Raw genomic sequence first — 15,094 nt, 5'->3', positions numbered from 1 at the left:
TCGGTGAAGGTCAGCATGTCGAGCGGACTGCGCGGCGTGGATACGCCGCCGGCTCCCACGATCTTGATCTGCGTTGCGCCCTGCAGGAACTGCTCGCGCACGCGTAAGCGCACCTCGTCCGCCGAATCGGCGATCGCATTCGCGCCAGCCCTCTCCTGCTCACTGACCTGGCCCGTGGTACGNGGGATGGCGGTGAGCGGGCGAAAATCGCCATGACCGCCGGTAGTCGTGATCAGCGCGCCGCACGGATAAATGCGTGGGCCAGAAATCATCCCCGCGTCGATAGCCTGCTTCAGCGCGAATGCCGGNCCGCCCAGGTCGCGTATCGTCGTGAAGCCGCGCAGCAGCGTACGCTGAGCTTCCGCACTCGCAGCCAGATAGACCAGGCCCAGGTCGGCCTGCAAGATCGTCTGGATCGGCAGTGAGGCGAGCATGGCATGCCAATGCATCTCGATCAACCCGGGCATGATCACCTTGCCGCCGCAATCGATTGTNCGGTTCGTGCTGGCAGCCGGTGGCTGGCCTTGCCCGAGCTGTGAGATGCGGCTTGCTTCGACGACGAGATACATCCCATCGCGCAGGCCGGCAGACTTGCCGTCGAACAGTCGGATATCGGCTGGCGTCTCATGCGCCGTCACGGTCAAGTCACGTCCCCATGTTTCCATCTATTTCGGTTTCTTACCGGTCGCCTCAGAAACGACGGCGCCCCGACTTTTCTGCCCGCATACCTCTTTCAGGAGATGAACATGCGAAGCATTCAACCTCTTTACGCAGCGAGCCGCATTTTCAGCAGCACCGCGCTGATGTTCACCGCACTTTGCTTCGCGGCTGGTGCCGCCGACGCGCAGACCCCGGCAAAGCCGATAGTCACTCCGGGCTTCAGCCTGGCCGTGTTCGCGACGGGTTCCGGCGGGCTGATGAGCGCACCGGACTCACTTGCCGTGCTTGATGATCACGTTTGGGTCGGCTATGCAAACACCGGCGCACCGGATGGCACGAATGACGCGATGAGCGTGATTGTCGAATACACGCTGGACGGCAGCGTCGTGAAGTCGTATCAAGTCGCGGGACACAACGATGGCCTGAAGGTCAACCCGTACACGCGCGAGATCTGGGCGATGCAGAACGAGGATGCGAATCCGAACCTCGTCATCATCAATCCCGCGACCGGCCAGGCATCCAAGCCGTATTCCTTCGCCAAAACGCTGCATGGTGGCGGCTATGACGACATCGTGTTCAAGGACGGCCAGGCCTACTTCAGTGCGTCCAATCCCACCCTTAACGCTAGCGGCAAGAATACGGGGCCCGCGATCGTCCGCGTCGTGCACCTTGATGCAAACAGCTACAGGATCGACGTTACGCCGGTGATGAGCGGCTCGCTCGACGCCAGCGACATTCCGTTTGGCACGGTGGCGACCCTCAACCTGACCGATCCGGATTCAATGACGCTAACGCCGGCGGGAGATGTACTGCTCGATGATCAGGGCGATGGTCAGCTAGTCCTGTTGCGTTCGTCGGGCGATGAACCGCGCGTGCAATATCTGCCACTTCTCGGCAACGTGCAGGTTGATGACACGGTATTCGCCACTGCGCACCGGGGCTACCTGCTGGTATCCGATACGAAAGCCAACACGGTGTACAAGATTAGCGCCAATGTCTGGCAGCGTGACGCAGCGTTCTCCGCCTCAACGGGTGTGGCGGCTACGGGTAGCACGCCGGCAGTGCCGGCTTATGTTGGCCAACTTGATTTGCGCAGCGGTGCACTTCTGCCGCTGGTAACCAATTTGGCCAGTCCGCACGGCATGGTCTTCGTATCGACAGGCGCCCAGCAATAACGCCCGCGCATTGATTGCCGGATGACGTGATCGCAGCAAGCCGTTTCGTGGCGATTGCGTCATCCGGAAAGTGCTTCCCCAACGTCGCGACGGTCCCAGGCAGCCCGACCCGATACAGCCAACAACCGCCCGTCGACCAGATAAATCCGGACGTGACGCACCCTCGAATCGGGAGCTACGCGTTCTGCACGAAAATAGCCGGTAGACGGACGACCGTCTCACGGGGCCTGGTCCACCGGCTGCCGCCAGGTTCAGCGAGCGTTGCAGCGCTCGCGCCGGTCCGCTGGCATCCTGACTTTCTTCTACGAAGGGAGGCCATCGTGGTTGACAGGTGCGATGTCGGCTCTCTGGTCGCCGACCATCTGGCGCGGCACCGTGCACAGTTGACGCGTCGCTGGCTCCGGGCGGCGCGCCAGTACATGCGCACCCGGCCGCTCAACCGCGAGGTTGCCGCCGGACTGATCAAGCAGCGTGCGTTACTCGCAGTCGATCAGCCGCATCGCCTGCCGCCTGCCGATTTCCGCCGCTTCCTCATAAGTACCGCGATCCATGAGAAGCCCCGTCGACAAAGGCACGCTCCCAGCCCAGATCTCGTCGTCTATAGCGATTGCCCATCGTGGGCCAAAAAACCCATTTCCGGCGTTGAACGGCGTGAAGTCAACGATGTAGCCCTTATAGCGAATGACGTGATCGTTCATCAGCTTCCCCTCCCGGCTGCAATCTAACACCGCCGTAGAGGGGGAACTTTTAGAGATTGTTAAGAGAAGTTAGTGCGCAAAGAATCCTTTCAATCGTGCGACGAGCGGCATCGAACCGATGGCCGCTTACTACAACGAAATCGGCCCTTACGTCTGTCCGATTGTATTGGCGCTGCGTGTTCAGGCCGTTGTTGACCGTTCGCCCTGCGATCTGTTAACCAAACCTTAAGGATGCAGTGCCACTCTGGTATTGTCAGCTGCGACCAAACCCACCCGTTCGCGGCTTGGGAATCTGCAATGAGCTATATCAGTTCCACTGTTCGCGTACCTGATGTGGGGGCCATGCCGCAGCACATCGCCATCATCATGGATGGCAATGGGCGGTGGGCGACGCAGCGCAAGTTGCCTCGCATGGCGGGCCACACGAAAGGCGTCGACGCGGTGCGCGCGACCGTCGAAGGCTGCGCGAAACGCGGCATCGGCTACCTGACGCTGTTCGCGTTTAGTTCGGAAAACTGGCGTCGCCCCCGCGATGAAGTGTCGTTTCTGATGCGCCTGTTCGCCTCAGTGCTCGAACGTGAGACGGCGCGGCTGGACAAGAACGGCATCCGGCTGCGCGTCGTGGGTGATTTGTCGATGTTTGACGCGGGCCTCCAGCCGCTGATTCAGCGCGCTGAAGCGAAAACCGCCCACAACTCCCGCATGACGCTGACGATTGCGGCGAACTACGGGGGACGCTGGGACATCCTTCAGGCTGTCCGGCAGCTTGTCGGGCAGACTGCGGCCGATGGACGGCCAGCGCTTGTCGACGAAGCCAGCTTCGCGCAAAATCTCGCGCTAGCTTACGCACCGGAACCAGATCTCTTCATCCGTACCGGCGGTGAGCGGCGCATCAGCAACTTTCTGCTGTGGCAACTGGCGTACACCGAACTGTACTTTACGGATATCTTCTGGCCGGACTTCGACGACGCTGCACTCGAGGCCGCTCTGTCATCGTATCGGGGGCGCGAGCGTCGCTTTGGCCGCGCGAGCGCGTGACATGCGGATGCGAAGCTCGGCAGTGGTCCCAAACGGCGGCTGGTGCTGCTAGGGGTGCCGCGGCCGTGGCCGGCCGACGCAGGGCTTAGCGATAGCAGCCTAAGCTCGATCAGGCGGAAGCATTGCTACGCTCCTACGGACAGTTTCGTTGGGCAGAATGGCTAAATTAGAAGCGCTTTGAAAAGCCCACCGTGAAGCCGCGTGGGAGAATCTGTACGAACAACGGTGTGTCCCATCGCGTACTCAGGTACCCCACCGCGGTGCCCAACGCCCAGCCTGCAAGCACATCGGTCTGCCAATGCGCCTGGCTCTTCACGCGCGCGATGGAATCATAAAGAGGCAACAGTTCGAGGGACCACACCCACGGATCACGCCGGGCATAGTTGACGATGAACGGTGTGACGAAGCTGGCCTGAAGCGTGACTTCGCCGCTGGGAAAGCTATCTCCGCCGCTGAACCATTGATTAGGTCCCTTTCCGGCGGTGGGGCGCTGGCGACCGAACGCGTACTTCATGCCTTGTGCAGCCACCGCAGATATCGCCGACGCATCGAGCGTTTGCCAGAAAGTATGCCCCAGTTCATTGTCGTTCCCAAGCCAGAACGCTCCACCCAATTCGGTGGCGATCACCGAATATTCTAGCGCGAGCTGAACATTTCTGTTCCAGATGCCGCTGTTGTCGTAGGCAACCTTGTGATCGAATCCGCCTGCATGAGCGCCAGCAACGACGAGTGCTGTCATCGTCGCAGCACCGCATCGCTTCAGAGCCACATGTATTCCGGAATCTATCGACTCCATGTGGACCTCTTCGAGCATTGCCTGATTGCTCCCGGGAGGGGGCAGCCATCGGCGTTTCCTCGGACCACCCCGCTGGATTACAGAAGCGGCGCACCGACCGAGCCGAATGTTGGGCTTGCGCAACTGTGCGAGCGACCGCCGCGCACTTCCTCCCCAATAGAGTCGGAAGTCGAAAGAAGCGCCTCGGATACTCATCCAATCAATCAGGCTAGACCGAAAACCTGATGGGAACCTTAAGCAAGCGGTCCTTTTTTGAGCGGTCGACCCGATGTGCTCAAGTTGGTAAAGACGGCCACGGGCGGCACCGCTAGAAGACAGCAACACAGACGCGACGATTGCCCGAGTGGGAAGTCGAACGAGGGACGCTTTGCCTGCTAACGCCAGCCCTCAACGACACGTTTGCGAAAATTACTGGTGCGGCTGAAATATCCACTGAAACTCGAGATTCGCGTCAGACCTGGCGCGCCAAATGCAGTGCCGCCTTGATGGCAGCTCAATGTATTCCAGGTGGCGCATGATGTTTTCGATCATCACGATCGCGTCGTCCGCCACGAAGCCGACTGCAATGGTCAATCCCTTCAGCGTCAAGTTGTTGATCGTAAAGCCGAGGCCGTACATCACGGCGAAGGTGCCGATGACGGAAAGCGGAATCGCCACTGCCGGAATCAGCGTGGCCCAAATGCTGCGCATGAAGGCGAACGCGACCAGCACCCTCAGCAGCACCGATGCACGCATGGTCAACTGAACGTCGGCGACCGAAGCACGGATGGTCTGCGCACGGTCGCTCTCCACCTCGACCAAAATCGTCTTGGGCAAGCTGCTTTCGAGTGACGGCAGCAGTGCCATGACCGCATCAACCGCGGCCATCACATTGGCGCCCGACGCCTTGTGGATAGCGACGACGATCGCGCGACCGACATCGCGAACGTACGCAGGTGAACCATCGCGCCAGGCGCTGATCCAGTCATCGAAAGTAGATGCGTTGGAAAGCTGGTCGGTGGACTCCACCGTCAGCGACCGGTGCGACCGGTCCACCCTACCCTTGGGAGAACTGACGGTCGCGATGATGGCACAACGAATCCGCCGAGCGTGTCGAACAGGCCGACCGTCAGCGCCAGACCGATCCCTGAGTCTGTTGCTTCGCGACGGCCCATCCCTCGGGTACCAGAATCGAAAACCCGAGTGGCGACCGGTAGCGCCGCACGAATTAACCGCTTCCTTAGGATCGAGTGCATTGGAAAATGTAGTCGCCCGATCACCCAGATAAGGTTCTGCTAAGTCTGAGCAATTAGCCTACATATCCGTCACCCGATTTCCCAGGAGTCGTCCGCATGTCCTACGCTGCCGATCGACCGGCCACACGCCGGCTCAACAAGGTTCCCGAGATTACCCTCGCGTTCTGGATCATCAAGATCATGTCGACCACAGTCGGCGAAACCGGCGCCGACTTTCTCGCAGTCGACGTGGGATGGGGCCAGGGCGCAACGCGCGGGCTGACGATGTCGCTGCTTGCGATCGCGCTCATCCTGCAGATGCGCACACGCAAGTACACGCCATGGATCTACTGGCTCACAGTCGTGCTTGTGAGCATCGTGGGGACACAAATCACCGATCTGCTTACCGACGGCCTCGGGGTCAGCCTGTATATCAGCACGGGCGTCTTCGCCGTTATGCTCGCGGCTTTTTTCGCGATCTGGTATCGCGTCGAGGGCACCTTGTCGATCGGCGCGATCGACACCCCACGTCGCGAGTTGTTCTACTGGGCCGCGATCCTCTGCACGTTCGCGCTCGGCACTGCCGCCGGTGATCTCGCGACCGAAGCGCTCGGTCTCGGCTTCTCGCTCGGCGCTGTGTGCTTCGGCGCCCTGCTTGCAGCCACCTATCTCACATGGCGATCGGGCGTAAACGCGGTCCTGACGTTCTGGATCGCGTATGTGCTGACGCGTCCGTTCGGCGCGTCACTCGGCGACCTGCTCACGCAGTCGCGCACCTACGGCGGAATCGGCCTGGGCGCCGCGTCGACGAGTCTGCTGTTCCTCACCGTGATCGTTGTGCTCGTCGCCGTCGCACAGTTCGGCGCCAGTCGCCGCACGCGCGTCGGGGCCACCGAATGACCGTCACCTTTACTTCATCATCGAATCGAGGATCTTTCATGCGCCATCCGACCACGCTTTCGCGCTTGTTCGTTGCCGTTTCCGTTTGCGCTGCACTCGGCCTCGCAGCCGGCTGCTCGAAGCAGGCTGGCAGTGCCGCCGCACAAAGTGGCTCGCCCACGAGTGCATCGAAGCTCGGCGACCTGTCCCAGTTCCGTACGATTGCCGCCGACGTGTCCGGTCTCGTCGCGAAGGGCGACCTCGCAGGAGGCAAGACACGCATCAAGGATCTCGAGGTTGCCTGGGACGAGGCGGAAGCCGGCCTGAAACCGCGTTCGGCGGACGACTGGCATGGGCTCGACAAGGCGATCGACCGCGCCCTCGAAGCGCTACGCGCCGACCACCCGACGCAGGCTGACTGCACCGCCGCAATGAACAACCTCCTGCACACGTTCGACAAGCTCGCCGGCAAGGCCTCGTGACACGCAGGCGGGAAATGCATACGCTAATTGCGGATATCGCGGGCGGAGTGGAGGTATGCGAATACTGCTTGTTGAAGACGACCCGATGATCGGCGAAGCAATCCAGGCTGTCCAGTGCTTTGCCTTTGTCCTGCATGATTTGCGATGCAACGCGTTTCGCTTCGTCGTCCTGCCCTTTGGCCCGGTAAATAAGGCGCAGCTCGTGCTCTTCGGCTGCAGGAGTATGTTCCAGCTCATCAGCCTCCCGCGCGATCTGCGTCTTTGCCAGTTCGCGCGCGTTAGTGGCCGACACCCATTCCCCGAGCGCCATGGAGCACGAACCGGCAATCAGGCCAGCAAGTGCAGTCAAAAGAATCGCCTTGTTTCCCGTACGGCCGTGAAGACTTCTCTTCGCACAGCATGACCGTCCAGAAAGCGTCAGTGAATCTCGCTGTCATCTTTCAGCAGCCACGACGGGATATCGCGTTTGTCGTCAGGCACGCGCCAGACTGCGACGTGAGCGCAGCCTACGTCTGGGACGATGCGGCGGACGCACGTGCCTTCCTTGCCACGCCCCCTGCTGGAGGGGCGCGTGCCCCTTGAGGTTGGCCTGACCGAACTGAGTGCGCGCCGCGTGGAAGAACTCCCCTGGAAGCTCTTCTACGGGCTACCGGCCTGATGAGGATTTCCGCATTGCCGACGGGCGGCATCCGCTATGGAGCGGCATCGGCGACCCGCAGCCGCGAACTTACACTTCCGACACTGAGCGGACCTTTACCGTTCTCTAGCCAATGTCCGCTTCAGAGCCAGATCGCGGACCCTGCTGCGTGTTCAAATCCAAACGCAGTTAATGCTTTCACACCGCTTTGGTACGACCAATGCCGTCGAAGAAGAGGTCCACCAGATGGGCAACGCGCGATTTCGACGAGCCGCCTTGCTCGATGGCAAGAGAGATCGCCGTGACCATACAAACGAGATCGTCGAAAGAGACGTCCTTGCGAACAGCCCCCGTCTTCTGGGCACGCTGGAGCAGTCGGCGTCCCTCTTCACGTCCCGCGTGACAGCCAGGCGTGTCTTCCTGGAGTACCGTTCCCAGCAACGCCGCGAGCCCGCGATAGTGACTCGCGTGGTTCACGAGTTCCTTGACGAAGGCGCGTATGGCAGCGCTCGGCTCGAGCTTTTCATCCCGTGCACGGCTCGCCTCGGCGAGTGACAGGAGGCGCTCATCGCTCGTCGCCGCGAGGAGCGCATCGCGCGTCGGGAAGCGACGATAGAGCGTGCCGATACCCACCTTGGCACGCTTGGCTATATCGTCGAGCGAAGCCTCAGCGCCACGTTCGAGAAACACTTCTTCCGCCGCTTCGAGGATGCGTTCCCGGTTGCGGGCTGCGTCCGCACGCAGCGGCGCTTCGTCGGTCGCGGAAAGCTTGCTCTTCATTTTCCAGTGATTCCTCTTGAAAAGTGGATGATGCCTCCATATACTAAGTGGAGCAATACTCCACTTAAGCAGAGGTAGATATGGCAAAGCGATTCGAAAACAAGATTGTGGCGATCACCGGCGGCACTGAAGGCATAGGCTTGGCAACTGCCCGGCTATTCGCGAACGAAGGTGCGCGGGTCTATGTCACGGGTCGCAGGCAGGATCGACTTGACGAAGCAGTGAGGGAAATCGGCAACGGCGCCGTTGGCGTTCAGGGGGACGCCAGTAACCTCGCCGACATTGACCGGCTCTACGAGCGCATCCGGCGCGACTATGGCAAGCTCGATGTCGTTTTCGCAAACGCCGGCGTCTCCGAAAGCGAGCCGCGACCGCTGGGAATGATCGATGAGGACAGCTTCGACCATCTCTTCGGCCTGAACGTGCGTGGTGTGCTTTTCACCGTGCAGAAAGCCTTGCCACTGCTGTCGTCTGGCGGCGTTGTCGTCCTTAACGGCTCGGTTGCGGGCAGCAAAGGTTTTCCGGGCCAGTCGCTTTACAACGCGAGCAAAGCCGCAGTGCGCTCGTTCGCACGAAGCTGGACGAGCGACCTGAAGGAGCGAGGCATCCGCGTCAATGTGGTCTCGCCGAGCGGTACCGAGACACGCCCGATGCGTAGCTACCTCGACGCACGTCCGGGAGTCGAAAATGTGTTGAAGCAACTTGTGCCGATGGGGCGCCTGGGGCAGCCGGATGAGATCGCGCGTGCCGTGCTTTTCCTGGCATCAAACGAAAGCAGCTACATCGCGGGCGTCGAACTGTTCGTGGACGGTGGATCACTCGCGGTTTGAGCGCCAATGCACCGTCGCGTCGCTCCGCCGGATATACACCGATTTCCGCAGCGGCTGAGCGACGGTATATACGTCCGTTTTTCTGCTTCCTGCGGACGCTCGAGCCAGGATGACGATAGTCAGCTCCTGGCCGGGTTCGCGTGGACGGACGAGCGCCCAAAAGCTGCCGCACGAACTCGTACCCAGTCCGTGCGGCATGCGCCGGTCCCGCTAGATTTCAGTCTGCCCGGAGATCTCCAGGTATCGTCAACTTCGATCCCAAGGTACCGCACTCTACTTTCCAGCTTGCTGTGGCCAGACGGATGACCGCATTGGCAAGGCGGATTCAACCGACGAGTGGTCAAGGCGATGACGAAGTACATGATGACGTTGGCACCCGGGAAGATCAGATGGAAATGCCCGGTGATCCACTGCGTGTTGTGGAGGCACCCGCCACCGTGGCAAACATCGCAAGCGGCGGGCGATCAACACCTTGCCAACTGGAAGCTGAATCACATTCGAAATGGTGGTTTCCGTTGTACTATTCGACGGCCGCGCGCGAGTCGGCAACGGATCACTCGTCGCTCGCGAGCCCGCGCACGTCGTCGCGACCGGGTTGCAAAACCGAGGCATGAAAGGCCCGGTAGATCATAAATGCCAACCACAGCGCCAGCACACCGAAGCTCCACCATCGGAGAAATATTCCCCATCCCCAAACTAGTGTTCCAAACGCGGAAAGTATTAGTCCGCGCCTGGCATCAATGATCTCGCCCATGACTTCTTCGGGATTGAATTCGGCGTCCTCGTGGCCGACAACCTGACACGTCACGGTATGCTGAAGATAGTGGCGCGACGCCAACAGAAGGCCGATAATTGTTATTATCGATCCCGACCGTTCAAACAAATGCCAACTTGCTGAGGTCTGCGCAAGGCAGGCGCATATGATCGACGGGCACGCGGCCAGTACAATCAATGCGAAGCTGCGGACAATGTAGCCCGATTGCGTCCGCGAGGCTCCATGGTGAATCGCGCACGTAGCGCGGTGATCAGGCTCTGTACTCAAGATACTCTCGCTGCCCTATTTATGGGTGTCAATCGCCAACGCGCCATGACATGCGTGGCGCGCGCGGTGCTCGCCAGGTCCGCCTTCAGGCGGTGATTATTCCTTCTGCGCCAGGGGGCAATGCAATCGCATCACGGTCAGACTCCGGCACGGAGCGAGCTCGGCGATGCACGTCGTGAGTCACGAATCCCTGTTCGCGGCTCGGCACATCGAACCACTCCCGACGGGCAAATGAATCGCGCATGTCTTCGAGACCGCTTCGCCAGTGCTCCTGCATCGTGTCGACACTGAACTCGTAATCCTTGCAATGCCCCTCATAAGGCCTGTTTTTATAGATGAGGTGCACCACATTGATCGCGCTGCCATCGGCCGCTTCTTCAGCGAGACGAAAGAGCGGATCGGTCCTGCGCAGTTCGGCCGGCACGTGCGGGAGCAACTCCTTGATGAAACGCGCATGCTTCTGACGATCGGCGAGCATGCTGGTAATTGCCCGCGTCCGGCTCGAGTACTGGATGTCTTTGGCACGCTCGGACACGTCGAAGAAATTCCCCGGCGCATTGCCGCACGCACTCCACAGGTCGACCTGAAACACCAGCGTGTCCTTGTGGTCCGCATCGCTCAGTACCTCGGTCAGCGGCGTGTTCGAGACCAGGCCACCGTCCCAGTAGTACTCGCCGTCGATCTCGACCGCCGGAAAACCTGGCGGTAATGCCCCCGACGCCATGAAATGCTCGGGTGCCAGGTGCATTTTCGTGTTGTCGAAGTACACCAGGTTGCCGGTCCGCACGTTCACCGCGCCCACTGAAACACGGATGTCGCCATCGTTGATCCGATCGAAATCGGCAAACTTCAGCAGCGTTTCCTTCAGCTCGGCCGTGTTGTAGTAGCTGACCACTTCGGCGTTTTGCTTGCCGAATCCTGCCATCGGCAACGGCACGCGCGGCGAGAAAAACCCCGGTTGGCCTTCGGTCACGGCGCGCCCGGCGGCCCACAAATTGGCCCACTTGCGCGCCAGATCGTGCATGCCGAACACGGGCAACATCCACGCACCCAGACCACCGACCCAATCGAGTGGATGGCAGATCGAATTCCAGAAATCGCGCAAGGCTTGCACGCGGTTCTCCGGCGCATTGCCTGCGATGATGGCGGTGTTAAGCGCGCCAATCGAGACGCCGGAGATCCAGTTCGGTTGCACACCGACCTCAGCCAGGCCTTCGTAGACCCCGGCCTGATAAGAACCGAGCGCGCCGCCGCCCTGAAGCACCAGGGCAATCTCATCGTAGTGCGGCAGCACGAACGCATCGGTCTGCCCGCCAGTATGTTTCGCAATACTATGCATATACGACCCCCTATTGCATTGCCCAGCCGTGGCTGACGATCACCGACTGTCCGGTCAGCGCGGCCGATTCGAAGCCCGCAAGGAACGCAACCGTATTGGCGACGTCCTGGAGCGTCGTGAATTCACCGTCGACGGTTTCCCTGAGCATCACGTTCTTCACCACGTCGGCTTCGGAAATACAGAGTGCCTTGGCCTGCTCCGGGATTTGCTTGTCGACAAGCGGCGTGCGGACAAAGCCCGGACACACGACATTCGCGCGCACACCGCGCGGGCCGCCTTCTTTTGCAACTACGCGGGCCAGCCCGAGCAAACCATGCTTGGCGGTCACATAGGCGGACTTCAGCTTCGACGCCTCGTGCGAATGCACTGAGCCCATATAGACGATCGAGCCGCCTTTGCCGCCTGCGTACATGAGTCTGATCGCCGCCTTCGTCGTGAGGAAGGCCCCGTCCAGGTGGATCGCCAGCATCTTCTTCCAGTCGGAAAACGCGTACTCATCAATGGGTGCGACGATCTGGATACCCGCGTTCGACACCAACACGTCAAGACTGCCGAGTTCCTTCACTGCGCGTTCAATGCCGCTATTGACCGCCTCTTCGCTGGTGACATCCATTGCCACCGCCAACGCCTTGCCACCGTCTGCAACGATGTTGCTGGCGACCTTCTGCGCGTTGTCTTGATTCAGGTCGGCGATCACCACGGCGGCGCCGAGACTCGCGAGCTTGCGTGCGCACTGCTCACCAATACCGCTTGCTGCGCCGGTCACGAGCGCAACTTTGTTGTTTAACGACATGTTGCTTTCCTTCCTATGTATTTACGGAGCCTTACTGATTGACCGTGAACTTCATGGTCTCGGTCGAAGCCAGGTAGTCGAGCGCAACCTCGCCGACATCCAGCGTGAGATTGGCGATCACGTACCGTGCACTGACGACCCGCTTCACTGGCAGATCGGCGACGGGCGCCAACGCGTGTCGATGCAATTCGAGCGCTGCCGGACCAGTCCACGCACCGAGTACGCTCACGTCGCGCAAGTAGAACCGCACGAGCTCACACACTCGAACCGAACCATCAACGTGCGGGATCACTTTCAACAAATAGTTCGGCGTGTCGGCGAGCTTTTTGCGCTCGGACTCGATATCGAGCGCCACATGCTTGAAGCCCATCGTGCCGGTCGCGACCCGTTGCGTACCGTAATCGAGCGTGCCGAGCAGCGTGTCGTTGCCGTCGACGCCCAAGGTCGGTTTAGCCAGCTTCTTCGGAAAGCCCCATATCTCGCGGCCACCTGCGATTGGACCCTCATCATCGAGATACATCGAATGCGTGTAGTTGGCGAGGCGGCCTTGCTGGTCCCGCACCGAGATGACTTGACCGCTTTCGCTATAGTCACCGAAACCCGACGAGTCCGGCATGCGAATGAATTCGTAGTGCACGAGATCGTTTTCCGGTTTCAACGGCTCCGGCACGACAGCGCGCAGCGCATCGGAATCAGTCTCGTATGTGATGATGAAATATTCGCGGTTAATGAAGCGATACGGCGGCCGGGGATAGGCGGGATTGTGCACAGGCATCGCAAAGGCGTCTTTGCGGATAGAAGCAAGATTCATACGGGTCATGAGGCTCTCCCATTAGGTGATGCACGTGCCAACGACTCTCGATGCACGAGTGAATTAGTTGGCGCCAGGGTCCAATTATCGAGAAGCTCACCGACGGACCTGCATTAGTCGATGGGTCCATGCGCGTTCATTTGTATGACATTCAAGAAACTGACATGTCAATCAATATGATGAAAAGGCCGTTGGCCAGGGACAGTTGGAAGTAGAAGTGCGCTCCAATCTTTATCTGATAAAACTGTATCTGACGTTGCAGATAAAAGCAAGCTCGCTCAACTGTGCGAGTCACGCCTTCGTCATCAACGAGCCTGACAATCTGAAAGCCTGGCTGCAAGAGAAGGCCCGCACCGCCATGCGCACGGTGACGGGCACGAGAATGACTGCGGGGATCGTCCTTCGAGAATGACCAACAACGAACGGAGATCGACCATGCTGCAGATACACCGTCTAATGACTTCAGGGATCGTTGCTTTCGCACTGACGAATTACGCACACGGCGCCGTTGACTTGATCGCGAACGGCCAGTTGAGCGGAACGATCGGCGATCGCGCCACCCAAACCGCCGCCCCGCTCGAAAACGGCGTGGCGGGCAACCTGCTCGGCGGCCTCGGTTCGGGCATCGCCTATGCAGGTTGCGAAACGTTTCTCGCCCTGCCCGATCGCGGGCCCAACGCCGTCTCGTACAACGCCGCGGTAGACGACACGGTCTCCTACATCAACCGCTTCCAGACCTTGCGCCTGCGCCTGCGACCTGCAGCCAAGGGCGCTGCGCTTCCCTACACGCTCACGCCCGAGCTGCGCGCCACCACGCTCCTGCATACCGACGACTCCCTCGTCTACGGAAGCGGCTCGGCGCAAGGCCTGCCCAACGGCGCGCCCGCGCTCAACGCCCGCGAGCACACGCGTTACTTCACAGGCCGCTCGGACAACTTCACCGCTGCGCACCTTTCGACCTGGCCGCTCGACGCGCGCCTCGACCCCGAAAGCATCCGCGTGAGCAACGACGGCGAGAGCGTCTACCTCTCCGATGAATACGGCCCGTACATCTATCGCTTCGACCGCCGCACCGGCCGCCGGATCGATGTCATCAAGGTGCCCGATTCGTTCGCCGTGTCCACGTTGAGTCCCGTAGGCAATACGGAAATCAGCGCGAACACCTCGGGCCGCGTCGCGAACAAGGGCATGGAAGGCCTCGCCATCTCGCCGGACGGCAAGACGCTCTTCGGCGCGATGCAGAGCCCCTTGCTGCAGGACGGCGGAACCAGCGGCGCCTATACGCGCATCCTGCGCATCGACCTTCGTACGGGCAAGTCGCAGCAGTTCGCCTATCCGCTCAGCAACATCGGCACCGCTGCGAAGCCAAAGTATCCGACCATCAGCGACGTGGTCGCCGTAAACGATCACCAGCTGCTGATGGACGAACGTGACGGCAACGGCCTCGGCGACGACTCGACGGCCTCGTTCAAGAAAGTCTTTCTCGTCGATCTCGATCATGCGCAGGACGTGAGCCAGGCGAGCGGCGAGGCGGGGCTGGCACCCTATGCGCTGACCAAGACGCTGTTCCTCGACTTGGTCTCGGTGCTGACCTCGCACGGCTTTGCGACGGCCGATATTCCGGCGAAGCTGGAAGGTCTCGCGTTCGGCAAAGACGTGACCGTGAACGGCCAGCGCAGGCACACGCTCGTGATCGCGAACGACAACGACTTTCTCGGCACGATTACCGACACCCATCACCCGAACGGCATCGCGAATCCGAATCAGTTCTTCGTGTTCGCGTTTTCGTCGGCTGACTTGCCGGGATTCACGCCGCAGGATCTGCGTACACGCGCCTGCGATGCCGACCGCGACGACCATCACGGCGACAGCGACGACCAGGGCCACGGCCACTGAAGGACCGCTCGCGCGCGCGGCGGG

General features: G+C 60.6%; 15 protein-coding genes and 3 pseudogenes. 8 read left to right on the top strand and 10 right to left on the bottom strand.

The features are described from left to right. Positions 1–434: pseudogene (locus A3CW_RS49400) on the bottom strand (amidohydrolase family protein); the annotation flags it as partial. 312 nt (positions 435–746) lie between these two features. Between A3CW_RS49400 and A3CW_RS0141110 the strand changes: the two are divergent. Beyond that, complete coding sequence (locus tag A3CW_RS0141110; RefSeq protein ID WP_154678197.1) at positions 747–1,835, top strand: hypothetical protein; 1,089 nt, start codon at positions 747–749, stop codon at positions 1,833–1,835. A 476-nt stretch (positions 1,836–2,311) separates the two neighbouring features. Here the strand turns inward: A3CW_RS0141110 and A3CW_RS0141105 are convergent, their stop codons facing one another. Further along, positions 2,312–2,533, bottom strand: a complete 222-nt coding sequence (locus A3CW_RS0141105) for a hypothetical protein (protein WP_028208716.1) — start codon at positions 2,531–2,533, stop codon at positions 2,312–2,314. 297 nt (positions 2,534–2,830) lie between these two features. Here A3CW_RS0141105 and uppS point away from each other — a divergent pair, with 297 nt between their 5' ends. Continuing rightward, positions 2,831–3,571 carry a polyprenyl diphosphate synthase gene (gene uppS, locus A3CW_RS49395; RefSeq protein ID WP_035515507.1) on the top strand — a complete coding sequence of 247 codons (741 nt, stop codon included), beginning with the start codon at positions 2,831–2,833 and terminating at the stop codon, positions 3,569–3,571. A gap of 166 nt (positions 3,572–3,737) precedes the next feature. On the opposite strand, the gene A3CW_RS0141095 is transcribed toward uppS, so the two are convergent. After that, on the bottom strand, positions 3,738–4,310 hold the full coding sequence (locus A3CW_RS0141095; RefSeq protein WP_035515491.1) for a phosphatase PAP2 family protein: 573 nt from the start codon (positions 4,308–4,310) through the stop codon (positions 3,738–3,740). A 465-nt stretch (positions 4,311–4,775) separates the two neighbouring features. Next, on the bottom strand, positions 4,776–5,432 hold the full coding sequence (locus A3CW_RS0141090; RefSeq protein WP_281175177.1) for an efflux RND transporter permease subunit: 657 nt from the start codon (positions 5,430–5,432) through the stop codon (positions 4,776–4,778). Between the two features lie 266 nt (positions 5,433–5,698). On the opposite strand from A3CW_RS0141090, the gene A3CW_RS0141085 reads away from it, so the two are divergent. Further along, complete coding sequence (locus A3CW_RS0141085; protein ID WP_028208713.1) at positions 5,699–6,481, top strand: COG4705 family protein; 783 nt, start codon at positions 5,699–5,701, stop codon at positions 6,479–6,481. 38 nt (positions 6,482–6,519) lie between these two features. Then, positions 6,520–6,942 carry a hypothetical protein gene (locus A3CW_RS0141080; protein WP_028208712.1) on the top strand — a complete coding sequence of 141 codons (423 nt, stop codon included), beginning with the start codon at positions 6,520–6,522 and terminating at the stop codon, positions 6,940–6,942. 70 nt (positions 6,943–7,012) lie between these two features. On the opposite strand, the pseudogene A3CW_RS51745 reads toward A3CW_RS0141080, so the two are convergent. Then, positions 7,013–7,312: pseudogene (locus tag A3CW_RS51745) on the bottom strand (VIT1/CCC1 transporter family protein); the annotation flags it as partial. Positions 7,313–7,440: 128 nt separating this feature from the next. Between A3CW_RS51745 and A3CW_RS54640 the strand changes: the two are divergent. After that, a pseudogene (locus tag A3CW_RS54640) lies at positions 7,441–7,600 on the top strand (antitoxin Xre/MbcA/ParS toxin-binding domain-containing protein); the annotation flags it as partial. Positions 7,601–7,777: 177 nt separating this feature from the next. Here A3CW_RS54640 and A3CW_RS0141070 read toward each other — a convergent pair. After that, entirely contained in the window at positions 7,778–8,359 is a 582-nt protein-coding gene (locus A3CW_RS0141070; protein ID WP_028208710.1) for a TetR/AcrR family transcriptional regulator, read from the bottom strand. Positions 8,360–8,439: 80 nt separating this feature from the next. On the opposite strand from A3CW_RS0141070, the gene A3CW_RS0141065 reads away from it, so the two are divergent. Further along, on the top strand, positions 8,440–9,189 hold the full coding sequence (locus A3CW_RS0141065; protein ID WP_028208709.1) for a glucose 1-dehydrogenase: 750 nt from the start codon (positions 8,440–8,442) through the stop codon (positions 9,187–9,189). Positions 9,190–9,742: 553 nt separating this feature from the next. Here A3CW_RS0141065 and A3CW_RS0141060 read toward each other — a convergent pair. From A3CW_RS0141060 to A3CW_RS0141045, 4 genes are all read right to left on the bottom strand, one after another. After that, on the bottom strand, positions 9,743–10,141 hold the full coding sequence (locus A3CW_RS0141060; RefSeq protein WP_154678196.1) for a hypothetical protein: 399 nt from the start codon (positions 10,139–10,141) through the stop codon (positions 9,743–9,745). A 175-nt stretch (positions 10,142–10,316) separates the two neighbouring features. Further along, the gene (locus A3CW_RS0141055; protein WP_028208707.1) at positions 10,317–11,570 is read right to left on the bottom strand and encodes a DUF3734 domain-containing protein; all 1,254 of its coding nucleotides are present in this window, start codon (positions 11,568–11,570) and stop codon (positions 10,317–10,319) included. A 10-nt stretch (positions 11,571–11,580) separates the two neighbouring features. Continuing rightward, positions 11,581–12,363, bottom strand: a complete 783-nt coding sequence (locus A3CW_RS0141050) for a 3-hydroxybutyrate dehydrogenase (protein WP_028208706.1) — start codon at positions 12,361–12,363, stop codon at positions 11,581–11,583. A gap of 31 nt (positions 12,364–12,394) precedes the next feature. Next, positions 12,395–13,174 (bottom strand): acetoacetate decarboxylase, encoded by a 780-nt coding sequence (locus A3CW_RS0141045; protein WP_028208705.1) that lies wholly within the window; start codon positions 13,172–13,174, stop codon positions 12,395–12,397. Positions 13,175–13,379: 205 nt separating this feature from the next. Between A3CW_RS0141045 and A3CW_RS52840 the strand changes: the two genes are divergently transcribed. Continuing rightward, positions 13,380–13,586 (top strand): hypothetical protein, encoded by a 207-nt coding sequence (locus A3CW_RS52840; RefSeq protein ID WP_154678195.1) that lies wholly within the window; start codon positions 13,380–13,382, stop codon positions 13,584–13,586. Between the two features lie 23 nt (positions 13,587–13,609). After that, positions 13,610–15,070, top strand: a complete 1,461-nt coding sequence (locus A3CW_RS49390) for an esterase-like activity of phytase family protein (protein ID WP_051482062.1) — start codon at positions 13,610–13,612, stop codon at positions 15,068–15,070. The last annotated feature ends 24 nt before the right edge of the window (positions 15,071–15,094 follow it).

It is taken from the genome of Paraburkholderia nodosa DSM 21604, assembly GCF_000519185.1.
Taxonomy (GTDB): Bacteria; Pseudomonadota; Gammaproteobacteria; order Burkholderiales; family Burkholderiaceae; genus Paraburkholderia; species Paraburkholderia nodosa.
Note: the sequence above shows the minus strand (reverse complement) of the source record. Positions and strands in the feature narration are given on the sequence as shown.